23 protein-coding genes are annotated in these 24,293 nt (G+C 64.9%); 6 read left to right on the top strand and 17 right to left on the bottom strand.

The window, feature by feature from the left end; translation table 11 throughout:
- Positions 1-57: 57 nt before the first annotated feature.
- The 6 genes from rdgB to clpS form a co-directional block, all read right to left on the bottom strand.
- Complete coding sequence (gene rdgB / locus KNN17_RS02975; protein WP_241707424.1) at positions 58-699, bottom strand: RdgB/HAM1 family non-canonical purine NTP pyrophosphatase; 642 nt, start codon at positions 697-699, stop codon at positions 58-60.
- A complete protein-coding gene (rph, locus tag KNN17_RS02970) occupies positions 696-1,454 on the bottom strand; it encodes a ribonuclease PH (RefSeq protein WP_078108499.1) in 759 nt (252 codons plus the stop codon). Before rph ends, rdgB begins: the two co-directional genes overlap by 4 nt.
- 96 nt (positions 1,455-1,550) lie before the next feature.
- The gene (locus KNN17_RS02965; RefSeq protein ID WP_241707423.1) at positions 1,551-2,348 is read right to left on the bottom strand and encodes an MBL fold metallo-hydrolase; all 798 of its coding nucleotides are present in this window, start codon (positions 2,346-2,348) and stop codon (positions 1,551-1,553) included.
- Complete coding sequence (gene murI / locus KNN17_RS02960; RefSeq protein ID WP_241707422.1) at positions 2,345-3,433, bottom strand: glutamate racemase; 1,089 nt, start codon at positions 3,431-3,433, stop codon at positions 2,345-2,347. The genes KNN17_RS02965 and murI overlap by 4 nt, the downstream gene beginning before the upstream one ends.
- 104 nt (positions 3,434-3,537) lie before the next feature.
- A complete protein-coding gene (locus KNN17_RS02955; RefSeq protein WP_078108497.1) occupies positions 3,538-4,104 on the bottom strand; it encodes a DUF2017 domain-containing protein in 567 nt (188 codons plus the stop codon).
- Positions 4,097-4,504, bottom strand: a complete 408-nt coding sequence (gene clpS, locus KNN17_RS02950; RefSeq protein WP_078108496.1) for an ATP-dependent Clp protease adapter ClpS — start codon at positions 4,502-4,504, stop codon at positions 4,097-4,099. Before clpS ends, KNN17_RS02955 begins: the two co-directional genes overlap by 8 nt.
- 212 nt (positions 4,505-4,716) lie before the next feature.
- Between clpS and KNN17_RS02945 the strand changes: the two genes are divergently transcribed.
- Both KNN17_RS02945 and KNN17_RS02940 read left to right on the top strand, forming a co-directional pair.
- On the top strand, positions 4,717-6,045 hold the full coding sequence (locus KNN17_RS02945) for a nicotinate phosphoribosyltransferase (RefSeq protein ID WP_241707421.1): 1,329 nt from the start codon (positions 4,717-4,719) through the stop codon (positions 6,043-6,045).
- Positions 6,046-6,672, top strand: coding sequence for an isochorismatase family protein (locus KNN17_RS02940; protein WP_241707420.1), 627 nt, complete (start codon positions 6,046-6,048; stop codon positions 6,670-6,672).
- Positions 6,673-6,697: 25 nt separating this feature from the next.
- Here KNN17_RS02940 and KNN17_RS02935 read toward each other — a convergent pair whose 3' ends face one another.
- From KNN17_RS02935 to KNN17_RS02900, 8 genes are all read right to left on the bottom strand, one after another.
- Entirely contained in the window at positions 6,698-8,476 is a 1,779-nt protein-coding gene (locus tag KNN17_RS02935; protein ID WP_078108494.1) for a DEAD/DEAH box helicase, read from the bottom strand.
- Positions 8,477-8,673: 197 nt separating this feature from the next.
- On the bottom strand, positions 8,674-9,012 hold the full coding sequence (locus KNN17_RS02930) for a DUF3039 domain-containing protein (protein ID WP_059387622.1): 339 nt from the start codon (positions 9,010-9,012) through the stop codon (positions 8,674-8,676).
- Positions 9,013-9,048: 36 nt separating this feature from the next.
- Positions 9,049-9,831: a glucosamine-6-phosphate deaminase gene (gene nagB / locus KNN17_RS02925; RefSeq protein ID WP_241707419.1), complete on the bottom strand. Its 783-nt coding sequence runs from the start codon at positions 9,829-9,831 to the stop codon at positions 9,049-9,051.
- Positions 9,832-9,924: 93 nt separating this feature from the next.
- On the bottom strand, positions 9,925-11,496 hold the full coding sequence (locus KNN17_RS02920; protein WP_241707418.1) for a transporter: 1,572 nt from the start codon (positions 11,494-11,496) through the stop codon (positions 9,925-9,927).
- Positions 11,478-12,269 carry an ABC transporter ATP-binding protein gene (locus tag KNN17_RS02915; protein ID WP_241707417.1) on the bottom strand — a complete coding sequence of 264 codons (792 nt, stop codon included), beginning with the start codon at positions 12,267-12,269 and terminating at the stop codon, positions 11,478-11,480. The genes KNN17_RS02920 and KNN17_RS02915 overlap by 19 nt, the downstream gene beginning before the upstream one ends.
- A 97-nt stretch (positions 12,270-12,366) precedes the next feature.
- A complete protein-coding gene (locus KNN17_RS02910) occupies positions 12,367-13,470 on the bottom strand; it encodes an NADH:flavin oxidoreductase/NADH oxidase (protein WP_241707416.1) in 1,104 nt (367 codons plus the stop codon).
- On the bottom strand, positions 13,470-14,435 hold the full coding sequence (locus KNN17_RS02905; RefSeq protein ID WP_241707415.1) for a tetratricopeptide repeat protein: 966 nt from the start codon (positions 14,433-14,435) through the stop codon (positions 13,470-13,472). The genes KNN17_RS02910 and KNN17_RS02905 overlap by 1 nt, the downstream gene beginning before the upstream one ends.
- Before the next feature lie 36 nt (positions 14,436-14,471).
- Positions 14,472-16,322 carry a hypothetical protein gene (locus KNN17_RS02900; protein ID WP_241707414.1) on the bottom strand — a complete coding sequence of 617 codons (1,851 nt, stop codon included), beginning with the start codon at positions 16,320-16,322 and terminating at the stop codon, positions 14,472-14,474.
- A gap of 299 nt (positions 16,323-16,621) precedes the next feature.
- On the opposite strand from KNN17_RS02900, the gene KNN17_RS02895 reads away from it, so the two are divergent.
- Positions 16,622-17,812, top strand: coding sequence for an AI-2E family transporter (locus KNN17_RS02895; RefSeq protein ID WP_242598481.1), 1,191 nt, complete (start codon positions 16,622-16,624; stop codon positions 17,810-17,812).
- On the opposite strand, the gene KNN17_RS02890 is transcribed toward KNN17_RS02895, so the two are convergent.
- Positions 17,809-18,603, bottom strand: a complete 795-nt coding sequence (locus KNN17_RS02890; protein ID WP_241707412.1) for an alpha/beta hydrolase — start codon at positions 18,601-18,603, stop codon at positions 17,809-17,811. The genes KNN17_RS02895 and KNN17_RS02890 overlap by 4 nt on opposite strands.
- A gap of 68 nt (positions 18,604-18,671) precedes the next feature.
- Entirely contained in the window at positions 18,672-19,004 is a 333-nt protein-coding gene (locus KNN17_RS02885) for an ATP/GTP-binding protein (protein WP_078108485.1), read from the bottom strand.
- A gap of 57 nt (positions 19,005-19,061) precedes the next feature.
- Between KNN17_RS02885 and nucS the strand changes: the two genes are divergently transcribed.
- The 3 genes from nucS to KNN17_RS02870 all read left to right on the top strand — a co-directional run bounded on the left by nucS (position 19,062) and on the right by KNN17_RS02870 (position 21,594).
- On the top strand, positions 19,062-19,757 hold the full coding sequence (gene nucS / locus KNN17_RS02880) for an endonuclease NucS (RefSeq protein WP_059387620.1): 696 nt from the start codon (positions 19,062-19,064) through the stop codon (positions 19,755-19,757).
- A gap of 64 nt (positions 19,758-19,821) precedes the next feature.
- Positions 19,822-21,069 (top strand): N-acetylglucosamine-6-phosphate deacetylase, encoded by a 1,248-nt coding sequence (gene nagA, locus KNN17_RS02875; RefSeq protein ID WP_241707411.1) that lies wholly within the window; start codon positions 19,822-19,824, stop codon positions 21,067-21,069.
- Positions 21,070-21,390: 321 nt separating this feature from the next.
- The gene (locus tag KNN17_RS02870; RefSeq protein WP_028264741.1) at positions 21,391-21,594 is read left to right on the top strand and encodes a cold-shock protein; all 204 of its coding nucleotides are present in this window, start codon (positions 21,391-21,393) and stop codon (positions 21,592-21,594) included.
- A 142-nt stretch (positions 21,595-21,736) separates the two neighbouring features.
- Here KNN17_RS02870 and KNN17_RS02865 read toward each other — a convergent pair whose 3' ends face one another.
- Positions 21,737-24,229 (bottom strand): bifunctional lysylphosphatidylglycerol flippase/synthetase MprF, encoded by a 2,493-nt coding sequence (locus KNN17_RS02865; RefSeq protein ID WP_372489621.1) that lies wholly within the window; start codon positions 24,227-24,229, stop codon positions 21,737-21,739.
- Between the last annotated feature and the right edge of the window lie 64 nt (positions 24,230-24,293).

Raw genomic sequence — 24,293 nt, 5'->3', positions numbered from 1 at the left:
AGGAAAGGCACCCTGCAGTTGCGGGGTGCCTTTTCCGGTTAATGCCGGGCGGGAGTATTAGCGCAAGGCGTCCACGATGGCCGGCAGCAGCGCCCTGAACGCCTTGCCACGGTGGCTGATGGCGTTCTTCTCCTCGGAACTCAGCTCCGCGCAACTGCGGTCCAGCCCCTCGGGCTGCAGCACGGGGTCGTACCCGAATCCGCCCGCGCCGCGCGGTTCGCGCAACAGAGTGCCTTCCAGCTGTCCGTACTCGACCACCTCGCGCGCCCCGCCGTCGACGGCGGCCGGTACAGCGAGCGCCGCGGCGCACACGAACGCGGCTCCCCTGTGGGCGTCGGGGACGTCGGAGAGTTGCGCCAGCAAGAGCTCGAGGTTGGCGGCATCGTCACCGTGCCGGCCGGACCACCGGGCCGAGAAGATGCCCGGCGCTCCGCCCAGGACGTCCACGGCCAGTCCCGAGTCATCGGCGATTGCCACCATACCTGTGGCTTCAGCCACGGCCCGTGCCTTGAGGAGGGAGTTCTCGGCAAACGTCACGCCGGTCTCGGCAACATCGGGAGCGCCGGCTGCGGCCGCATCGACCACTTGGGTATCGACGTCGAGTCCTGGCACTTGCCCCCTGAGGAGTTCCCGGAGTTCGCGCAGTTTTCCCTTGTTGTGGGTGGCGAGAACGAGCCGCGGCGTGGTCGACCCGCTCACGGGGCCTCGGCCAGGGTCTCGCGCTGGATTGCCGCCAGCTCGCCGGTGCCGATCAGGGCAAGGTCCAGCAAGGCATTCAGTTCGTCGCGGTCGAAGGGGGCTCCCTCCGCGGTGCCTTGCACTTCAACGAACTTGCCGGAGCCCGTGACCACCACGTTCATGTCGGTTTCCGCGCGGACGTCCTCCACGTACGGCAGGTCCAACATCGGGATGCCATCGATGATTCCCACGGAAACCGCAGCGATGGTGTCGATCAGCGGCTGTGCGTTCTTCGCGATCATCTTGTTCTCGCGGGCGAAGCGGATCGCTTCGGCGAGCGCCACGTAGGCGCCGGTAATCGCCGCGGTGCGCGTGCCGCCGTCGGCCTGCAAGACATCGCAGTCCAGCACGATCGTATTCTCGCCCAGGGCCTTGGTGTCGATGATGGAACGCAGCGAGCGGCCGATCAGGCGCGAAATTTCGTGCGTGCGTCCGCCGATCCTGCCCTTGACGGACTCACGGTCGGAACGGGTGTTCGTGGCCCGCGGCAGCATCGCGTACTCGGCCGTGACCCAGCCGCGGCCTTCGCCCTTAAGCCAGCGCGGAACGCCCTCGGTCAGGGAAGCCGTGCACAGCACCCGGGTGTTGCCGAATTCGATCAGGGCAGAACCTTCGGCCTGCTTGGACCAGCCGCGGGTGATGCTGATGGGACGGAGTTGATCGGGTGTGCGGCCGTCGGCACGGATGACGGGGACAGATGTGGCTTCGGAAGTCATACTGCAAGCTTAGCGATCCCGTGGCCCTCGCCGGACAGCACAGTTGGACTGCGCCATCGGACGACGCAGCCGGATCCCGTCGTCGGGCGGCGGCCTTCAGACGGTGTAGTGGACTCCGGCAACCGCGACGGCGACATCGCCGGCGAACTCGGGCCGCGCCTCGGCCATGACTTTGGTCTGCGATGTCCAGACCGGGATATGGGTCAGCAGGAGGCGTCGGGCTCCTGCTGCCGTCGCGGCCTGGCCCGCCCGTTTGCCGGTCAAGTGCACATCCTTGATGCCGTCGTCGCGCCCTTCTTCGAAAGCGGCCTCGCACAGGAAGAGATCGGCGTTGCGGGCGGCGTCTTCGAGTCCGGCGCACGAGTCGGTGTCTCCCGAGTACGTGAGGACCCGGCTCACGGCTTTGCCGTCTTTGTCCGGCTCTGTGACCTCCACGCGCAAGGCGTAGGCCTCTTCCACCGGGTGGTTCACGGCGTACGGTGTCACGGTGAACGGCCCGAGTTGAACGGATTGGCGTTCACTCCAGTTGCTGAAGTCGAATTCCTCGTGCATTCCCGGGTCCAACTCCAAACCGTAGGCGGTGGCCATACGGTCTGCTGTCGCGGCGGGACCCCAGACGGGGATCCTCTCCCGTCCCCAGCCACCCGGCTTCCAGCGGACGGCCACGTGCAGTCCGCAGAGATCCATGCAGTGGTCCGGGTGCAAGTGGGTCAGGAAGATGGCGTCGATATCTTCGAGGTCGGTGTAGCGCTGGATGGCCCCGAGGGCACCGCTGCCAAGGTCCATGACGATCTTCCACTGGCGCTCACCGTCGTGCGCCGTCAGCAGGTAGCACGACGCCGGAGAGCCGGGACCGGGGAAGGAACCCGTGCAGCCAACAATGGTCAGTTTCACTGGATGCGGCCCCCGCGGGCCGCGCCGAATTCGTTCATGGTGAATGCTGCAGGATCAACGAAATTGGACGTCCTCGCATGATGGCCGCCGGCGCGGGCGGCCTCCAACATTTCCGGAGTGATCCGCGCAAGGCTTCCGGTCGGGTATTGGGCGGCCACGTGGTCCACGTGGCGTACGGACAGGACCTCAGGGCCGAGGAAACGGCGCGCCAGGGTTTCGAATTGGACAGCGTCGCCGGTGGCCATGAAGTCGTGCCGCGGCACACCGGGATCGGTCCGCTGGATCCCGTGGTTGGCCAAGGCGCGGTAAACGTCTTTGGCGGTCTCCTCAGCGCTCGACACAAGGGTGACGTCTTCCCCCATGACGAAGGAGATCACGCCGGTGAGCAAGGGATAGTGCGTGCAGCCCAACACCACGGTGTCCACGCCTGCGTCCCTGAGCGGCTCCAGGTATTCGTGGGCCGCGGCCAGCAGTTCGGGACCGGTGGTGATGCCGGCTTCCACGAAACTCACGAATTCCGGACAGGCCACCGAAGTGATCGTCAGGTCCGGCGCCGCGGCGAAGGTGTCCTCGTAGGCCCGGGAGCCCACTGTGGCGGATGTCCCGATGACGCCGATCCGGCCGGATCTTGTCGCGGACACCGCGCGGCGGACTGCGGGCTGAATGACCTCGATGACGGGAATCCCGTAACGGGCCGTATAGCGTTCGCGGGCATCGCGCAAAACCGCGGCCGAGGCCGAGTTGCAGGCGATGGTCAGGAGCTTGACGCCGGAGTCCACGAGCTCGTCCATGACGCCAAGCGCATTGGCCCGGACTTCGGCGATGGGCAGCGGCCCGTACGGTCCGTTGGCAGTGTCCCCCACATAGATGATCGACTCATGGGGCAGCTGGTCGATGATGGACCGTGCCACGGTCAGTCCGCCGACACCGGAATCGAAGACACCGATGGGGCGTGATCCCAGCAAGGGGTTGTGTGCCTGGCTGTTCAGTGATTCCGGCTTGCGCAGCGAATCCGGCTTGCGCTGTGATTCCCGCGCGGCGACGGCGCTCTCCCCACCCGATACCGGGTCCGATGCTGAGTTCATGATTCTAGAAGAATAAGCCAAGGCATGTGCTGCAGCCATGACATGTGGCGGGGGCCTCGTGTCTGTTTTGTCACACGGAGGCCCACAAGGCCCGGCAATTCCACTCAGGGCTTCCGGTCCATCGAGGTCATCATGGCCTGGACCAACGATTCCTGGAGCCACGTGGTGAAGTTGTAGACGAGCGCCAGGTAGCTCTCTACGTCTTCGGCCTGGGACCAGTCCTGCATGGCGTGGACATGGTCGGCATCCGCTTCGTCGCGGATATCGAGGCGCTCCGCCAGCACCAAACGGACATCGTTGAGGGCCATGGACCAAAGCTTCGCCTCCTCCGGGGTGAGGACGAGCTCGTTTCGGTCCAGGCCCATCGCGGCGGCCCGGAGGGCGCCGATTTTTCCTTCCCTCAGCGAGCGCTCGGTGAGCTGGCGGAACTCGAGGGACGCGGCGTCGTCGTTCTTCATGACGTTCGGCAAGAGCCGCAAAAGGGCTCGGTCGGACGGTTCCTTGACGTCCATGTCCAGGCCGATCAAGGCCGTCAGGGGATCTTCGTTCCTCGACAGCTCCGGCTCGAGCATTGAAATGACGTCATCCAGGAGTCCGCGCAGGAGATCGCGCTCGGCGGGCTCAAGGTAGCCGGTGATGCCTTTGAGTCCGTACTTGAAAGCCTTAGCCACGTGCGCCGCCCTTGCGTCCCCGGCCGTCGCCGCTGCTTGCCTTTTCAACTGTTGCCCACAAACCATAGCCGTGCATGGCAACCGCGTGCTGCTCCACTTGTTCCTTGCCACCGTACGCCACGATGGACCGGCCCTTCTTGTGGACCTCAAGCATGAGCTTGTTGGATTTTGCCTCGGAATAGCCGAAGTAGCTTTGGAAGACGTAGCTCACGTAGCTCATGAGGTTGACGGGATCGTTCCAGATCACGAGGTTCCAAGGGATGTCAGCGGCGCTGAGGAGGTCGGTGGACGACTGCTCCGAGATGTCCGTCCGTTCTTTTCCCTTTAAGCCTGCGTCTGTGACTGTGTTGCTGGCTGAATAGGTGCCGGGGGCTGTGCCGGGGCCGACGGTAGTGGTCATCTGTCCATTCTAATGGTGGCGCTTGCACGCACGGCGGCGGGGGCCCCGCGTTGAGCGCAGCGAGACGTGGGAGCCGCTGGATGGGCCCACGGCGGCGAGGGCCCCGCGTTGAGCGCAGCGAGACGTGGGAGCCGCTGGATGGGCCCACGGCGGCGAGGGCCCCGCGTTGAGCGCAGCGAGACGTGGGAGCCGCCGGGGACTAGAGTGAATCCGTGAGCAGATCCGTCGCCTGGGACCACCCCCGCACGTCGTTGTACACCGATCACTATGAGCTGACAATGCTCGAAGCTGCCCTCCATTCGGGCGCGGCACACCGGCGCTCCGTCTTCGAGGCCTTCGCCCGGCGCCTGCCCGATGGTCGCCGCTACGGGATCGTCGCCGGCACGGGCAGGCTGCTTGAGGGCATCAGGGACTTCCGTTTCGGAGACGCCGAACTCACGTTCCTCGATCAACACAAAGTAGTTGACAGGCAGACGCTGGACTTCCTCGCGGACTACAGGTTTTCGGGCGACATTTGGGGGTATCCGGAGGGCGAAGCCTACTTCCCCGGCTCCCCCATCATGATCGTCGAATCAACGTTCGCGGAAGCGTGCATCCTGGAAACGTACATTTTGTCCGTGCTCAACCACGACACCGCGATTGCTTCGGCTGCCTCCCGTATGACCAGCGCGGCCGGTAACCGGCCGTGCATCGAGATGGGCTCCCGACGCACCCAGGAGGAATCCGCGACGGCGGCAGCCCGCGCCGCCGTCATCGCCGGTTTCGGCAGCACCTCCAACCTCGAGGCCGGCCGCCGCTACGGCATCAAGACCGTAGGGACGGCCGCCCATTCGTTCACGCTCCTGCATGACACCGAGCGCGAAGCCTTCCAAGCCCAGATTTCCGCCTTCGGACCGGGGACCACGCTCCTGGTAGACACCTACGACGTCGAGGTCGGGGTACGCACCGCGGTGGAGCTCGCGGGTGACAAGCTCGGGGCCGTCCGCCTTGATTCCGGCGACCTCGTGGCCCAGGCCCAGTGGGTCCGCGAGCTGCTGGACAACCTCGGCAACACCGACACCCGGATCGTCGTCACCTCGGATCTCGATGAATTCGCGATCGCGGCCCTGCAATCGGCACCGGTGGACGTGTATGGCGTAGGCACCTCCCTGGTCACCGGATCGGGAGCTCCGACGGCCAGCATGGTGTACAAGCTCGTCAGCCGGACCAACGACGCCGGCGAATTCGTTCCCGTGGCCAAAGTAGCCAAGAACAAGGCCAGCGTGGGTGGTCGCAAATACGCCCTGCGCAAACTCAACGAACTCGGCATCGCGACCCACGAGATCGTGGGCATCGGACACCGGCCGGAAGACGACGGCAACGATCGCCCGCTGCTCCAGCAGTTCATCAAGAACGGCGAACTGCTCCCTGGATGGACAGGCCCTGAGGGCGTGGTCCGGGCACAGGAACGCCACGCCGCCACCATGAACGAACTCCCGCCGGTAGTCCGGAGGTTGCAGCGCGGCGAGCCCGCGATCCCCACCGTCTATGAGGAGGACTGAATGTCCCGTGCCCTGATTATCGTGGACGTCCAGAATGATTTCTGCGAGGGCGGGTCCCTCGCCGTGGAAGGTGGCGCAGCCACCGCCGCGGCCATCAGCGAATACCTTGATGCCAACCACCAGCACTTCGACCACGTTGTTGCCACGCAGGACTGGCATGTGGATCCCGGCAGCCACTTTTCGGAGACACCGGACCTTGTGGACAGTTGGCCGCCGCATTGCCGCGCCGGGAGCAAAGGCGCCGAACTCCATCCGGATCTCGACGCCGAGTACATCCAGGCGTACTTCCGCAAGGGACAGTACACAGCGGCCTATTCGGGGTTCGAAGGAGTCCTGGCACCCGAAGACGAAGTGCCCATGGGCGAGCTCGTGCCCGGCGCCGTCCCCTCCGTCGAGCTGGACGAGGACGCCCTCGGGCTCGATGACTGGCTGCAGAGCCACGGAGTGGAAGAAGTGGTGGTGGTCGGCATTGCCACGGACTACTGCGTCAGGGCCACCGCGCTCGACGCCGTGCAGGCGGGCTACTCCGTGACCGTGATCGGTGAGCTCACCGCCGGCATCGCGGAGGATCTTGACGAGACCTACGCCGAGTTGGAAGAGAACGGCGTCGAACTCGGGCAGCGCTAAGCGCCAGTAGCCTTGCCAGGCAGATCTACTTCCGGCCGATGAACCAATCCTGGAGCTTGCGCAGCCTCGACTGCAATTGCTCTTCGTTTGCCTGGGCCACGGCCGGTCCGCCACACACCTCGCGCAACTTGTTGTGGACCACGCCGTGCGGGGTGCCGGTGCGGGCCGACCATGCTGCGACGTTTTTGGCGAGCTCATTGCGCAGATCCATCAGCATGCGGTGGTCCGGAACCGCCGGCGCCGCGGCGGCAGCCAACGGAGACTGGCGCTTCTTCCTCGACTGCTGATCGTGCTGCCGCTGCCGGAGCAACGTTCCGACCTGTTCGGCGTCGAGCAGCCCGGGGATCCCGAGGAAGTCCAGTTCGTCCTCGGAGCCGATGTCTGCTCCCGTACCGAATTCGCCGCCGTCGAACAGCACCCTGTCAAAGGATGCCTGGGAATCGAGGGCCTCGAATTTACCCTTTTCCAGGGAGTCAGAGGCCTTCTCTTCGCGGTTGGCCTCGGCCATCAGGTTTTCTTCGGGGTTGAAGAGGCCGTCCGCGTCTTCCTTCTCGGGCCGGTCCAGTGCGTGGTCCCGCTCGGCTTCCATGGAGTTCGCCAAGGCCATGAGCGGCGGCACGGACGGCAAGAAGACCGACGCCGTTTCCCCCCGTTTGCGGGCACGGACAAAACGGCCCACGGCTTGGGCGAAGAACAGCGGCGTGGAGGTGGACGTCGCGTAGACGCCGACCGAAAGCCGGGGGACGTCAACGCCTTCGGACACCATGCGGACCGCCACCATCCAGCGCTTGTCGCTCGCCGTGAACTCCTCGATCTTGTGCGAAGCCTTGGAATCATCGGACAGGATCACCGTGGGCGACTGGCCCGTGATCTTCTTGAGCTGACCGGCGTAGGCGCGGGCGTCGTCGTGGTCCGTGGCGATCACCAGGCCGCCGGCGTCGGGCACGGTACGGCGGACCTCGCTGAGGCGCTTGTCGGCGGCGGCTAGAACGGCGGGAATCCATTCGCCGCTCGGGTTCAGGGCAGTACGCCAGGCCTGGGAGGTGATGTCCTTGGTCACGGCAGCCTCGCCAAGGGAAGCCGCCATTTCGTCTCCGGCGCTGGTACGCCAACGCATTTGGCCCGAATACGCCATGAACAGCACGGGCCGGACGACGTGGTCCCTCAACGCATTGCCGTAGCCGTAGGTGTAGTCCGCCTTCGAGCGGCGGATGCCGTCCCGGTCTTCGGCGTATTCCACGAAAGGGATGGGTGAGGTGTCGGAACGGAAAGGCGTTCCCGTGAGGGCCAGGCGCCGCGCAGCGGGATCGAAGGCCTCGCGCAATCCATCGCCCCAGGACAACGCTTCGCCGCCGTGGTGGATTTCGTCGAGGATGACCAGGGTGCGGGCGGCCTCGGTCTTCGCCCGGTGGAGCATGGGCTTGCTGGCCACTTGCGCATAGGTCACCGCGACGCCGACGAAGCCCCTGCCGTGCTGGCCGTCCGCATTCTTGAAGTTCGGATCGATGGCAATGCCCACCTTGGCCGCGGCGTCCGCCCACTGCCGTTTCAAGTGGTCCGTAGGTGCGACGATCGTCACGCGGTTCACGGTTCCACTGTCAAGGAGCATCGACGCAATCCGCAAGGCGAAGGTGGTCTTACCGGCGCCCGGGGTTGCCACGGCGAGAAAATCGCGCGGGCTGGCGTTCAGGTACAGGTCCAGCGCTTCCTGCTGCCAGGCGCGCAACTTCGGGGCGGTTCCCCAGGCTGCGCGTTCCGGATAGGCCGGGGGCAGCGCGGGGCCGCCGAAGAGCGTTTCAGTCACGCGGTTTCCCCCCGACCAGCAACGATTCCAAGCAAGGCCGCTGCAGCCAGCGAAGCCCAAATAACCACAAAAGACACCAATCTGTTCCGGATGCGCCGAATCACGCGGGGCAGCACACAGGCAGGGAAAAGAACTCCCCCGCCTACTACCAGGAAATACCCGACTACCAGGGATTTCTTACTACTGGGGCTTGCTCGCTACTTGGAGCCGCCCGAGCCGCCTTTGTCTCCGCCGTCGTTACCGGGGCGAAGTCCTTCATAGATTTCTTTGCACTCGGGGCAGACCGGGAACTTCTGCGGGTCCCGGCCAGGGGTCCACACTTTGCCGCATAGTGCAATCACGGGTTCGCCCGTGAGGGCAGACTCCATGATCTTTTCCTTGCGGACGTAGTGCGAGAAACGCTCCCGGTCACCGGGTTCCACTTCCTGGCGCAATTCCTCGCGCTCAATGGTTGCAGTGGAAGTTCCGGCTCCGGAAAGCTCGCGCATGGGATCGTTTTCGAATGGGTCCGGAGGCAGCGTCGTCATGCCATCCATCTTAGCCGCTGATGCTTCGCGATCAGATGCACCGTGTCAGATGCTCTGCCATTTCGGCTTGTTGTCATAGGTGTGGCGATAGTAGTCGGCGAGCTTGAGCGAAGACGCGGCAGCTTCATCGAGGAGGATGGTGGCGTGCTGGTGCATCTGCAGCACGGATGCCGCGCAAATGGCCGCCACCGGTCCCTCGACGAAGTCCCTGACCGCCTGGGCTTTCTGCGCCCCGGTGGCAATCAGGACCACGTGCCGGGCGTCCATGATCGTTCCCAAGCCCTGTGTGACGACGTGGTGCGGAACGTCGTCGATGCTCTTGAAGAAGCGGGCGTTGTCCTTGCGGGTCTGCTCGATCAGCGTCTTGATCCGGGTCCGCGAAGCGAGCGAGGAGCCGGGTTCGTTGAACCCGATGTGGCCGTCGGTGCCCACACCAAGGATCTGAAGGTCAACGCCGCCGAGTGCGCGCATGGAGTCTTCGTACGCTTCGCAGGCTGCGGGAAGGTCCGCCGCGGTACCGTCCGGGCTGTGGACATTGGCAGGGTCGATATTAACCCGGTCCGTGAATTCACGGCGGATGACTTCACGGTACGACTCGGGATGCCCCGGCTTGAGCCCGACGTATTCGTCAAGGGCGAAGGCGTGTGCCTGACTGAAGTCGAGGCCTCTTTCCTGGTGGCGGCGCGCCAGTTCGTCGTAAACGGGGAGCGGAGAGGACCCTGTGGCGAGGCCCAGGACGGCGTTCGGCTTTCGGAGGAGCAGCGCCTCGATGGCGTCCGCGGCGACCGCCCCGATCTGCTTGCTTCCCGGAAGGATGACAACTTCCATCGTCCACGACCTTTCTAGCTGTGTTTCCCGGATCGACTGGTTCAAACTCGAGGTTATCCCATGTCCTATAAATTATCATTGTTGGTCATGGAATCAACGGTTGACGCTCAATTGCGCGAAGAGCTCCGGCCCGCGGCGGTCAAGCCAGCGGCCACCGATCCGGACACCGGCCACAAACAAGGCCACCCCGAGAACCGTACCAATGGCCAGATTGATCCATCCCCACAGCGGATCGCCCGTGACGGACTGGACGATGACCAGGACAAGTTCAGGAAGCACCAAGAGGAACAGCACCGCCATCCCCCCGAACTGGACCGCCAGCGTCTGGGCAACGTTTCCCGGAGGCTTCTTGAAGGGGCTGTCACCGGGCAACGGCACGTTGGACGTGTAGCGCGCCGACACGATGGAGGCCAAGCCAAGGCCCGAAAACAGGACGCCCAGGGAAAGGCCCAGGACACCGGGCAACCAGTTCCAATCCCGTGTCAGGAAGAAGGGCCCGACGGCGAAGATCACCACCACCGGGAGGGCGAATGCCAGGCAGGCCAAGGCCCGGCCGAGCCGGTCATGGATGCCGCGGACCCCGGTGGCCAGATGCAAGGCAAATGCGGTGTTGTCATAGGAAACATCAGCGGCGATCGACCATGCGAGGATAAACGCAGCGATTGGCCCCAGGATCACCAGCATCGAGTAGCTTCCGGACTGCCCGGACTGGAACAGGAAAATCACGGGCAACAACGGGACCACGATGAGCGAAGCTGCGTAGCGCGGGTCGCGGATCCAGTAGCTGAGGGACCGCGCAGCCACGGCCCCCGTGGGAGTTGCCGGCAGCAGCCCGAACAAGCCGAGTTTTCCGCCGCGTTTCCCCGAGCCACCGGAATACGGCGGAGTGACGAGTGCCCGCTTGAGCAAGGCATTCCACGCGGCAAACAACACGAGGAGGGTGGCCAGGGCGATCAAGGCCTTCAGGCCGGCAGCCGCAACATCTCCCGACGCGAGATCGCCGCCAAGCGACCAGGAAGCACCGAGCGGAGTCCAGGAGACCATCCGGGCAAGCTCCGGAAGATAGCCGGTGGAACCGGACACCCCCCTGAAGACGCCGGCAACAATCGGTCCCATCAGCACGAGCGGCACAAAGACCACAATGCTGCTCACATCCTTGAAGCGACGGGAGGCAGCGAGGCCGGCAGTCGCCGTCGTGATGACTTTCGACAAGACCACGCAACTCAGCATGCCGAGCACGGCGCCCAGCAGTGCGCCCAGCACCGCCGGCACGCTGCGCCACCATGTTGCCGCCGTGAACAACGCCACAATCACTGTGGACAGGCCCGGCAATCCGATGAATCCGGCGAGGGCAAGTCCGGTCAGTAGCTGGCGCATGGGAACCGTCGACGTGGTGAAGCGGGAAGGGTCAAGCGTCATGTCCGCGGCCGAAGCCATCAGCGGCACCACAGCCCAGGCAACGATCGCGGCTGCGCCACCGAGGACGACGGCGGTGTGGGCCGTCTCGGCGTCGGCCCACCGCAGGGCGACGAGTGTCACCACGAGGGTCACGACAACACCCAACGCATAGAGTCCGCCGATCGCGATTCCCACAAGCTGGGCCGGACTGCGGCGGAAACCGTTCAGCAGGAGCCGCCACTTCAGGCTCAGAAGGTGCGCAACCATTCGAGGCCTCCCGTCTGGTTTCCGCGGCCCACGAGCTGCACAAAGCGGTCCTCGAGAGAGGCGCCGTCGCGGACCTCGTCGACGGTTCCGGCGGCGAGGACCCTGCCGGCAGCCACGACGGCCACGTGGTCGCACATGCGCTGCACCAGGTCCATGACATGGCTCGAGACGATGACCGTCCCTCCCGAGGCCACATAGTTGTCAAGAATTCCCCTGATGTTGGCTGCCGACACGGGATCGACGGACTCAAAGGGCTCATCCAGTACCAACAGCCTGGGCGCATGGATGAGGGCCGAGGCGAGGGCAATCTTCTTTGTCATGCCGGCGGAGTAGTCCACCACGAGGGTGCCGGCGTCGCCGCTCACGTCCAGCGCGGCCATCAGTTCTCCCACCCTGTGGGCAACGACGTCCCTGTCCATGCCGCGGAGCAAGCCGGCATAGGTGACGAGCTGTTCACCCGTCAAGCGGTCGAAGAGGCGAACGCCGTCGGGCAGTATTCCCATCAGTTTCTTGGCTTCGAGCGGTTTCGCCCACACGTCCACGCCGTGCACATGTGCCGTTCCGAAGTCCGGCCGCAGGAGCCCGGTGGCCATGGACAACGTTGTCGTCTTGCCCGCCCCGTTGGGACCAACAACCCCGTAGAAGGAGCCGGCGGGAACGTCCAGGCTGATCCCGTCGACCGCGATCTTGCCACCGAAGCGTTTCGCCAGGCCGCGCAGGGCCAAGGCGGGCACCGGGGAGTTAAGGGGAGAACCGGGAAGCTGGACAGTCATGGAGCCAGCCTAGCCCCGGGCACGCTTCCAGGGGTCGTCCCGGAGGGGGAACTACGGAGCGCCTTTCGGGAGCCGCCTCATCCCAAAGGACTAGCGCCTAGAAGCTGTGCCGTGGAACCGCACGCTGATACTGCGGCGCCCAATCCAGGGGGAACCCGAGTTCAAAAGCCGCGCGAAGCCACCAGTGCGGATCGCGGAGGGCAGCCCGTGCCATGAACACGCCGTCGGCTTGGCCCGTGGCCACCGTATGTTCTGCCTGCCCCGAGGACGTCAGGAAGCCGACTGCCCCGGTGGAAACCCCCGCTTCGCGCCGGATCTGCTCCGAGAATCCCGTCTGGTACCCAGGGCCGGCCTTGATCCGCTGGTGGGCCACAGCGCCCCCGCTGGAGACGTCCACCAAGTCCACGCCATGCTCCGACGCCGCCCGCGCGAGCCGCACGGAGGCATCGATGTCGACGCCGCCCTCAGCCCAATCACTCGCGGAAATCCGCAGCAACAACGGCATCGAATCGGGGATGACAGCGCGGACGGCGTCGACGACCGCGAGCATCAAACGGTTTCGGCCGGCCTCGCTGCCTCCCCACGCATCGTTGCGCGTGTTGATGAGGGGGCTTTGGAATTCGTGCAGGAGGTAGCCATGCGCACCGTGGATCTCCACCGTGTCGAAGCCGGCGTCCACCGCCCGTGAAGCCGCCGCCGCGAAATCCGAAATCACGGCGTGGATATCCGCCTCGTTCATGGCAAGCGGACGTGCAAGCCCGGCAAAGGCCTCAGACCCGGGACCCCGGGCCACCCACCCGCCGTCGGACTCCGCCACTGATCCGCTCTCGTCCGCGAAGGGCCAGTACGTGGAAGCCTTGCGGCCGGCGTGGGCCAGCTGGACGCCGATCTTGCCGCCCACGGCGCTGTTGCGGTGGACGAAGTCCACGATCCGCTCCCACGCCGCCGCCTGCTCGTCCGTGTACATTCCGGCGTCCCGCGGGCTGATCCGGCCCTCGGGACTGACCGCCGCCGCCTCGGTGAGGATGAGGGCCGCGCCTCCCGTCGCAAAAGCTCCAAGATGTACCAGGTGCCAATCGTTGGGTACGCCTCCCCCGCCGTCGGGCGAGCAACTGTACTGGCACATCGGGGAAACCCAGCCACGATGCGGCAACGTCAGAGAGCGCAATGAGAGCGGACTGAACAGCGCCGGCTGAGACATTAGAAGAGGACCCGCGCCAGACCTTGACGGGCTTTGGCCACGCGTTGGTCCGAAATGCCGACGACGTCGAACAGCTCCAGCAGGCGCACGCGCGCCGTTTCCCGCTCGGGACCGAAGTTGCGGCCAATGAACGCGATGATGCGGTTGAACGCGTCCTCGATGTGTCCCCCCGAGATGTCGAGGTCGGCCACCGTGAGCTGCACGTCGATGTCGTCCGGCTCCTCTGCCGCCCGCTGGCGCATGGTTTCGGCTTCCGTTGCCGTCAGGAGCTCGAGCCTGCCCATCAACTCCACTTGGGCGAGTCCTGCCTTGGCCTCGGCGTCCGCCGGCTTCTCGGCGAGCGCCTGGCGGTAAGCCGTGGCGGCAGCGGCGTAATCCCCGGCTTCGATGGCGTCGAAGGCGGCCTGGTGCAGCGGCGGCAGAGGACGGGCCTCCGCGCCGGCGTCACCTGTACCGATGCTGCCTGTGACGCCGTTGGCTTCGGCCACCTTGAGGAGTTCGTCGATGAGGCTGCGGATTTCCTGGTCCGAAGCGGGCCCCTCGAAGAGCGGCACGGGCTGGCCCTTCAGGACCGCGATCGCGGTGGGGATGGCCTGGACCTGGAACGCCTGCGCAAGCTGCGGGAAGGCGTCAACATCCGCCGCGGCCAGCACCACTTTGCCGCCGTAGCTTTCGACGACGCCTTCAAGGCTATGCAGGAGGGTCGAAGCCTCCAAGGAGCGGTTTGACCACAAAAGGAAAAGGACGGGAATCTGCGCGGACAGCTGGACGAGGTCCTGGAAATTGGCCTCGGTGGCATCGACGCGAAGCGGCTGGCCGCTTCCGGGGCTGCCGCCGGACGCAGCCGGGGCACCGCTCGGTGCCGCCGGCGCAGGGCGCCGCAATGCAGAGAGGTCGACGGCGCCGCGCAGGTTGAGCTGGCTGGCAGCGGCTGGAGAGACGGGACGGGATCCTGGCGAACTCATACCGTCCACTCTAGCCGCTGCGCCAACAGCATTTGCCTACTGGAAGCTGGCTCCCACCAGACCGCGGACCGCGGCAACAAGCTTCATGGGAGCGGTGGAGCCTGCCGGTGGAATGTAAATGGCCACCGACTCCGAGAAGGTCTGCACGAGGCCGACTTTCGTGGAATCCCCGCCCGCGAGCACTGCCGCGGCTTTGTCCACGGTCAACGTGTCGCCGTCGGCCTTGGGCTTGCTGGTGAAATTGAAGTCCAGCTTTCCCACCACTACTGCGCCGCCGTCGGAGGTCCGGAACACGGCGGTATCCGCCGGAGAGGGCGTGTGCGTGAAGGTGAAGTCGCCATTGGTGCCGGACTTGACCGTGCTCGCCTGGTAGTCAAGGACATCGGCAATGTACGGCGAATTGGTGCCTTCCACGAGCTTGTCCTTGAACGCCGAATCAGCTTTGGTCAAGCGATCGCCCAGGGCTGCCATTGCTTCGGTCCCGCTGTACTGCAGTCCGGTCTTGTCTCCGGCCGCCAGCTGCGCGGTTCCGCCCAAGGGGATCGCCGGGAAGGATGTTCCCGGTTGAAGCGGCGAAGTGCTCTGCAGCTTGTAGTTCTCGCGCGGCGAGGCCTGCACGAGGGTCAGCACCTGGGGAACCACGTTGCCATCGCCCTGGGTCAGGGCAATCACGGTGCGCGGCCAGGTCCGCTGGGTGGAGATGACACTGCCCAGCAGTTTGCTTGACCGGACCGGCATCCGCGCCTCATGCGTGGCGACTTGGGACCGGATCTTGTAGTTCTGCGTGCGTACCTGCAGCTCGGTGCCGTCAACCCGGGGAGCGAGTTTGGAGGCATCGCGTGCGGCATCCCCGGCGGTCACCGCGCCAGCTACCTGGTCCAGGATGCGCTTGAGCTGCGCGTCCACCAGCACGGGGACAGCGGGCGCAGCGGCGACCCCTGCCGGGCTCGCCGTCGCGGATCCGGAGCCCGTCGTCGCCGATCCGGAAGGAGAAGGAGTCTCGGCCGCTTGGGCGCCTGCGGCGGTGCCACCGACGAGGGCGGTCACAACGGCGGCGGCTATCAGCGAAATGCGAAGTGCGGGCCCCCCGGCCGTGCCCTTGTTGGTGTCCCCGGCAGAGGTGTCCCCGCCGATGAGGGGCTTCTCGGAGTCCTTGGGGGTGTCCTCGCCGATGAGGGGCTTCTCGGAGTCCTTGGGGGTGTCCCCGCCGATAGAGTCCCTGTCGGCTCCGGTGCTGCCGCCGCCTCGCGGACCGCTGCGGCGCGGGCCCCTGCCCCTCGTGAACTTGCTGACGAACGGCAACGCCGCACCCGCGACAATGAGGATGGCGCCAATGACGATCAGCGGGACGGCCCACGGCATGGTGGCATCGTTGGCGTATGTGATGGAGACCGACGACGGCGCCGGCTTGGTTCCGTCGCTTGCCAGGAGGAGCGACCAATTGCCACTCGCAGGCGGTGTAAAGGTGTAGTCCAACTGTCCGTTGGCGTTCTCGGTTTGCACCCACATATCCGATCCGGCAGGCGACGGAGCGGTTGCTTCGCCGTCGGTGCCGGCAACCTGGAGGGATTTGCCGTCCGCGGAGACTCCGGTGATGCTGTTGTGGGCGGTCTTGCCGACCCACGCATCCACGTCATCAGGACGTCCGACGGCCACCACGAACTTGCCGTCGCCCTTGATGTTGATTTGTCTGGGACCACCCTGGTGGGTCAACACGTCTTGGGTGATCACGGTCAGCGGAGCGGCTTTGGAGCCGCCGGGAGCGGACGCGGTTACGGTCTCGGCCGGGGCCCAAAAGGTCAGCTGGCCAATGCCGGCCAACAGTGTCAGCAGGCCAAGCAGCACCAGCGAAACTGCAGTCTTCAATCGCACAGGAATACCAATCATCAGCGGTCGTTGAACTTCAAGGGTAACGGTTTTGTTACCAAAGAGTCAGTTCGGGGTCCTCCCCAAGGACTTCCCGACGCGCGGCTCAACCTCTAGAATTCGCCAATTCCGGCCTGCTGATAGTGTGGCGAACAACATGGCATCGAGCACTCCTCGAGCCTGACCACGGAACGAAAAGGCAGCTGAAACACGTGAAAGAGCGCAAGGATCCCACTCCCGCGGAACAAGAACCGGGGACTGGCCCGGACGGCTTGGCCAACGGGCCTGCCCAGGACGGCAAGGATCACGGCGAGGGCCTGATGGCGTCCTTCGTACGCCGCCTACGCCAGCCCATTCCGGGCGCCCAGCCACGGCTCCGTTTCGAAATGCCTCCCGAACTTGAGCACGACGCGGCAACCGAGCCCGCCCAGGATGACACAGACGGTCCGCGCTTCGGTTCCCCCGGCCCGAGGATGTCCGCGCAACATCCGCTATACCTCGGATTCATGGGCACGGCCGGGGTCGGGGTCGCCCTCATGCTGTACTACATCGGCACCAATACCGCACAGCTGCTGTTGTGGATCGTCACGGCCCTGTTCATTGCCTTGGGACTTGACCCGGTAGTGCGCGGGCTCGAGGAGCGCAAGGTGCCGCGCCCTGCCGGCGTCGTCATCGCCGTCGGAGTCCTCGTAGCCGGAGTGGCGGCGTTTTTCGCCACCCTCATCCCCACCATCGTGGAACAGGTCTCGCAGATCGTGCGGCAAGCGCCGGACTGGATCCGCAGCTTCGTGGATTCCGACTTCTTCCGCTCCCTCGACAGCCAATTCGGCGTCCGCGACAAGATCAGCCAGGAACTCGACAAGTTCGTCAAGAATCCCGACGCGATGGGCGGCATCTTCGGCGGCGTCGTTGGTTTCGGATCCACGGTGGCCAACGGGGTCTTCGGGACGCTGATCGTCCTGGTCCTCAGTCTCTACTTCCTCGGGGCCCTGCCTGCCATGAAGAGATGGGGATACCGGCTCGCTCCGCGGTCGCGCAGGCCCCGGGTGGAGGCGCTTTCCGAGGAAATCACCCGCTCGGTGGGCAACTACGTGATCGGCCAGGTGTGCGTGGCCCTGCTTAATGCCTTGTTCGCCTTCATCGTCATGAGCATCCTGGGCATTCCGTTCAGCGTCCTGCTGGCCTTCGTGGTTGCCCTGCTTGCGTTCATCCCGCTGGTGGGCGGCCTGATTGCCGCCGTCGTGGTCATCCTGGTGGCCCTGACGGCGGGCTGGCAGACCGCCGTCATCTACGCCATCTGCTACTTCGCCTACCTGCAGTTCGAGGCCTACTTCATCTCCCCGCGCATCATGCAGAAAGCCGTTGCCGTCCCGGGTGCTGTTGCCGTGATCTCGGTGATCGCGGGCGGCAGCCTACTGGGCGTGCTCGGTGCCTTGATCGCCATCCCGACCGCGGCGGCCATCATGTTGCTGCTCAAGGAAGTCTTCATCGCCCGCCAGGACCGGCACTAGGCCGCTGCCACTGGACCGGACCATTGGCGCGGCAGGCCCTCCGGTCCGGCGCCTGCTTCCGTCACGTCGTCGACGATCTCGTCCAAAACCCGCGCCGCATACTTCTCTCCGACCCACAAGTGCTTGGCGCCGTCGACCCCCAGGACCCGGGCCTGGGGCACCACACTGAATCGTTCGGCGGCTTCGGCGGGCTGAAGATAGTCGTCGTGCTCCGGAACGAGGACCGTCAGCGGTTTCCCCGAGGCAGCCCATTCCTTCAAATGCACATCCGTGGCCCGGTGCAGCGGCGGGGACAGCAGGACGGCGCCCTCTACCTGGGAAGCGACGGGCTCAATGGCGCCGTACATCAAGGCCAACTCGGTGCCGAAGGACCATCCCACCAACCAGCGGTTCGGAAGCCCGCGCTCCACTGCGAAGCGAACGGCAGCCTCGACGTCGTAGCGTTCACCGATTCCCTCGTCGAACTGCCCCTGGCTGGTACCTCGTGGCGAATGGGTCCCCCGTGTGTTGAAGCGCAGAACCGCGACGCCGGCCAGCGCGGGAAGGCGATAGGACGCCTTCCGGTAGACATGCGAATCCATGAAGCCGCCGTGGGTCGGCAAGGGGTGCAGCGTGATGAGCGTCGCCGAGATCTCACCGGATTCCGGCAATGCCAGCTCACCCACGAGCAATTTGCCGTCCTCGGTGAGGAACTCCACGTTCTCGCGCCGCGCCGGCAATACCGTGGATGCCCTGATGTCCGTGGCAGACTCCGGCTGGCTGAAGACTAGGGAAGCAGGATCGAAACTCATGCTTCCAAGCTTAAGTGCTCGGCGCCGTCGTGCGACGCGCAGAGGGGCCGGAGCTGCGGCTTCAGTCCTCAGCGGTACCTGTAGGTTCGGCCGGTCCAGCAGTTGTTGTGCCAGTGCCGGCGTTCCGCCAGGCCTGCGGCATCGCCGAAGAGGTGAGTTTCGGACCACACCACCAAGTGGGCGATTCCCGGCATGATAGCCATCGAACAACCGGGGCAGACGTAGGTCTTCTCGGCGTTCCGTGCGGTCATCGTCCGGACCATCCAGTCGCCGTCGGGGGCGCTTTCCCTGCGGGCAATGCCCGAACGGGCACGTTCCAGATCCAGTTCCGGCGACTCGCCTGTCCGTTTCCAGCTTGCCTTGGCTGATTCGGTGCGTCGGGGGCGGTTGGAGCGGGGCATGACTCCATTCTGCCCCAGTCGCTGGTTGCGCGCGGTAGAGGAAGTAAAGTGGAGCGGGTGCGACTCGTCATAGCCCGTTGTTCCGTTGATTACGTTGGCCGCCTCAAGGCCCACCTCCCGCTTGCCACCCGGCTTTTGCTCGTCAAATCCGATGGTTCCGTGCTGGTCCACTCCGACGGCGGTTCCTACAAGCCGCTGAACTGGATGAGCCCGCCCGCTACGTTGCGAGTGACCACGCCGGAGGAGACCGAGGTCGAAGAAGGCGTGGTGGAACAGTGGACCGTGCAGTCTGCCAAGACCGATGACCGGCTCATCATCAACATTTACGAGCATCTCCACGACACGTCCCACGACCTCGGCACGGACCCCGGACTCATCAAGGACGGCGTCGAAGCGGATCTGCAGCGACTGCTCGCCGAGCAGATCGAAACCCTTGGTGCAGGCTATTCGCTGATCCGGCGCGAGTACTTCACTGCCATCGGCCCGGTGGACATCCTCGCCCGGGACGGCGACGGCAGGACGGTCGCCGTCGAACTCAAGCGGCGCGGCGACATCGACGGCGTCGAGCAGCTTACGCGATACCTCGAACTTCTCAACCGGGATCCGCTTCTCGCGCCGGTGCGGGGCATTTTCGCCGCCCAGCAAATCAAGCCGCAGGCGAAGGTGCTTGCCAACGACCGCGGAATCGATTGCGTCACCCTGGACTATGACGCCATGCGTGGCGTGGACGACAGCGAGTCGCGCTTGTTCTAGTTGTCCGGGCCTTCATCCCGGGTAACCCGGGTCACGTGCGGCCCCCGGCAACTAGAATCAAAGCATGATTGTCCCAGACCGGCCTGCATCTTCTCCTGCGCCTGTGCGCCACCTGATTACCGGAACCATCGTCAGCGACGGTGCGGTGATCGAAGATGGCCTGGTGGCGGTGGAGGACGACCGTATCGCCTTCGCCGGACCGGCCGCCGAATTCCACGAGGCAGCCTTCGAAGGGTTCGAGGAAACTCCCCGGACCGATTTCCCTGCGGAACGGTACATCGTTCCCGGATTCGTGGATGTCCACTGCCACGGCGGCAACGGGGGCGACTTCCCCGGAGGCGATGAATCCTCGGCACGCAAGGCCATCGATTTCCTTCACCGTTCCGGGACCACCACCCTCCTCGCCAGCATGGTGACGGCGCCCCGGGAGGACCTGCTTCGCGGCATCGAGCTTTTCGTGCGCTTGGCCGATGAAGGACTCGTGGCTGGAATCCACTTGGAGGGACCCTTCCTCTCGCATGCCCGCTGCGGCGCGCAGAACCCCGCCTATCTGCTCGAGCCGGACCTGGACCTCATGACCGAGCTGGTTGAAGCCGCTGCCGGCAAGCTCGCCACCATGACCTATGCCCCCGAGCTTCCCGGCGCCGCCGCACTCGTGGACCTGATGACGTTCCACGGGGTAACGCCGTCTTTGGGCCACACGGATTGCGACGACGCGACGGCGGCTGCTTCCCTCACTGCGGCGCGGGAGGGCTTGGAGTCTGCCGGTTTCGACGGCGTCAGCTCGCTGCCGACTGTCACGCACTTGTTCAACGGCATGCCTCCCATGCACCACCGCTCCCCTGGCCCCGTGGCCGCGTCCCTTCGCACGGCCCAGGAAGGCAAGGCCGTGGTTGAACTCATCGCGGACGGCACGCACCTTGACCCCAGCACCGTCGTGACCGTCTTTCAGCTGGTGGGCGCCTCAAACGTTGTCCTCGTCACTGATTCAATGGCGGCGGCGGGGCTCTCCGACGGAAACTACATGCTGGGCCCCTCGCCGGTGACTGTGACGGACGGCGTCGCTACCTTGGATGCCACAGGATCCATCGCGGGTGGCACCGCCACCATGCTCGACGTCGTCAGGCGCACCGTGGCGGCCGGCGTCGGGCTCGCCGACGCGGTTGCCTCGGCGACGGCGGTTCCCGCCGCAGTCCTCGGCCTCTCCGATGAACTTGGCGGCCTTCGCCGCGGCCTGCGGGCCGATCTCGTCGTCGTCGACAAGGAACTGCAGCTCGCGGGTGTATTGCGCAATGGTGATTGGCTGGCTTAGCGAGATTGGCTCGCATAGGCCGAATTCGCAGGCACCCAATGGCGGATCCTGTCGTGGCCGCGCTTTCTTCCGTTACCTTCTTTTTACTTAAAATTTGTCGGAATTCCCCAGCAGACCGTTGACCTCCAGTTTCGGCCATGAAAGTGTTGTAGCAGTCTTTGTGTAGGTGTGATTCATGCTCGCAAGACGTGTTGCGAGCGTGAAGCTCCTGCGAAGCCAACCAAGCCTTGCTTGGACGGAAAACCAGGTCTTCTCGCGGAGTAACCGAGGCCGGCACGCGGTGTGCCGGACTTAAAAGTTCCACAATGAGGAGAAACAAAAATGGCACTGGGCACCGTCAAGTGGTTCAACGCTGAAAAGGGCTTCGGCTTCATTACCCCGGACGACGCTGAAGGCGACGTCTTTGTCCACTACTCCGAGATCCAGACCGGCGGATTCCGCACCCTCGATGAGAACCAGCGTGTTCAGTTCGAGATCGGTCAGGGCGCCAAGGGCCCGCAGGCCACCGGCGTCACCGCCGTCTAGTTTTACCGCTTGAATTCTGCCTGGCAGATTCAGGGAAGGGGTTCCGCACAGGCTGCGGGACCCCTTTTCCCTTCCCAACTAACTCGCATTTGTTGTCGTTATGGCGCGTCAAAACGACAACAAATGCGAGTAAGTTTGGTGTTCAGGCGACGAGGGTGCGGAGAAGCCTCGCAGTTTGCCGGACGGACAGCCCCGGCAAATATGCCCGGCTGAGGGCAGCGCCGATCGCGGGAATCTCCAGGCTGTCCTGGTAGTACATATACAAAGTCCGGTACTCCGGCTGAAACCTCGATTTGAAGCGGGCCAGCGAGCGGAATCCGTAAACAGGCTCCAAGGTCCTGCCGACGAGGTCCAGAATGCCCGCCATGCCGGCTTCTCCGCTGGAGAATTCCTCGGCTTCCCCCGCCAAAGGCGAGCCCGACAGGGATATGACCTCCACACCCTGCCGCAACTGGTGGACAGCCGAGGCAATCATGAATTCCATGAGGCCGGGGAAGGCATCGCTGCGCCGCCGCATGAAGTCCAATGTCCAGCTGATCACCTGGCCATCCCGAAACACAGGGAGCCAGCTGGTGACCCCGTGGACAAACCCCTTGCCGTCGACGGCGACGCAGCACAGCACTTCATCGTCCATCAACTCGTCGAGGGAACCCAGGGTAAAGCCCATTTCGGGTACCTTTTTCCGGGCGGCCCACTCTTCGGACACCTCGCTGAGTTGGGAGCGAATGTACTGCGGGAACTCCGAATAGCGCCCCCACCGGGCCAGAACGCCGGCCTTGAGCGCACGGTTCTTGGCCGTGCGCACGTTCTGCCATGCTTTGCCCGTGAATTCGAGGTCGCGGATCGATAGCCGGGTTTCCTGCGCGACCGCAATTCTGCGGAATCCCGCGGATTGCAGCATCGGCCACAATTCCTCCGTGCAGGAGTAGAGGCACGGCACCAATGCATGGTGCGCGCAGTAGTCCAGAAAACCCTCGGTCGCGGCAGCGGCTTGTGCGGGATCACCGAACGGTCCGCCGAGGGTCAGTGCGACGTTTCCATGCTGCTGGTAGGCAATTCCGGCGTCCTTTCCGGGAGTGAACCAGAACTTGTTCGGCTCCCATAGCGCCATCCAGGAAAGCGACTCCCCGCCCCGCTTGACCAGATCCCTGGCCGCCAGTCGAGCGGGATCATCGCCGTCGGGACCGTGCTGCCGTTTGAGAAGCAGCGTCCACACCGCTGCCAGTGCCACAAGCCAGAAGATGATTCCCGACCACGCGAACAGCAGTGACTCGGCGGCACTTCGGTCCGCGAACACGCGGCCGAAGGCCGTGGGTATGGGCAAGGGAAGATACTGCCGGGCGAGTTCCGCACCGAGACCCAGGATGCCGCCGTCGTGCGCCAGACCGCCCGAGCCGAGCCAGGCCCCGGTGTATCCACTCGCCAAGATGAGCCACGTACTGCCAACCAGCCACGCCATCTTCCGGCGGAGCGGAGCCCTCGAGCCGACCACAAAATTGCCCCTGAACAGGAAAAGCAGAACTGCCAGGATCAGGGGAACCAAGGCGAGGGTCAGGATGTGGAACACCGCGGAGCCCATGACGACGGTGCGGCCCCTGCCTGGAAAATGCGGAATGCTGGCAAACAACACGAGGTAGGCGAAGGACAGCGCCACCACGCCAAGTTGCACGCCGATGGCGATTTTCAGCGCCAAGCGCCTTCCTTGGCGCATGCCCACCGCACAGATCAGGAGAAGCAGCGCGGGCACCACTGCGAGGGCGACGCCGGCCGGCCCGGGATAGCCCTGGCGTCCGAGTTCCAGGCAGCTGATATCCACGGTTCCACCGCAGTTCGCCTGCAATTGGTTGAGCGTCGGTACAGGGTTCAGGACCATTTCGCGGAGCAGCGCCAGCGGCCCCGCCGGGCTCCTCACGGCGCCCGCCACCAACGGCCCGACGCCGAAAATCGCCACCATGAGCGACAGCAGGTTTCGCGTTTCACGCCTGGTGGCACGGTGGCTTGGTTGAATGCCGTGGTCGAGTTGGAGCCACAGACCGGTCCCCAGTCCAAGCAGCGCTCCGGTCAGGGCCATGACAGCCGATGGATCGCCTACATACAGGACCAAGAGGAGCGCCAAAGATACGACCGTCGCCCTCAGGCGCCGACGCCACAGAGTCGGGAGGAGGCCACTTGCCGCCATCGAGACCAAGAGGGTTGCCGGAAGCGGTCCGGAGGTCCCGGCATCCATCATCCGCCCCAGCCAGCCGTCGCCGGCGTAGGCTGCCAACTGGACCACGAGCAAAAAGGCGGTGACCGTCGCAAACTGGCCGCCAACGAAAGCCACGGCCGTGCGGAACCACCCCAGCTTCCGCTCTGAAGCACCCAAAAGCACAACGAACAACAACGAGCTCATGACGTAGTCAAAGGGGTTTGCGGCGAAAAACATGGATGTCCAGATGGACCACCAGTCCCCCGCCTTCAATCCCCCACCGCTCACGCTCGAGAGATGCCGCAGCGCATCCGGACCGTAGCCGAGATCGGGGTCGAAGATCGCCGGAGTGAGCAGGTACAGCGCGAGCACAATCACGGTGAAGGGGATCGCGCCGATGTGGGCAGCCACGTTGCCCAGCATGGCCCGGGCGAGGACTGCCACCATCTTCCGGGCGGGCCTGGCATCTTCGGAGTCAGGCGCCTGTTCTTTGGACAACTGGGCTTCCTGG

Source organism: Arthrobacter bambusae, from assembly GCF_022606295.1.
Classification (GTDB): domain Bacteria; phylum Actinomycetota; class Actinomycetes; order Actinomycetales; family Micrococcaceae; genus Arthrobacter; species Arthrobacter bambusae_A.
Note: the sequence above shows the minus strand (reverse complement) of the source record. Positions and strands in the feature narration are given on the sequence as shown.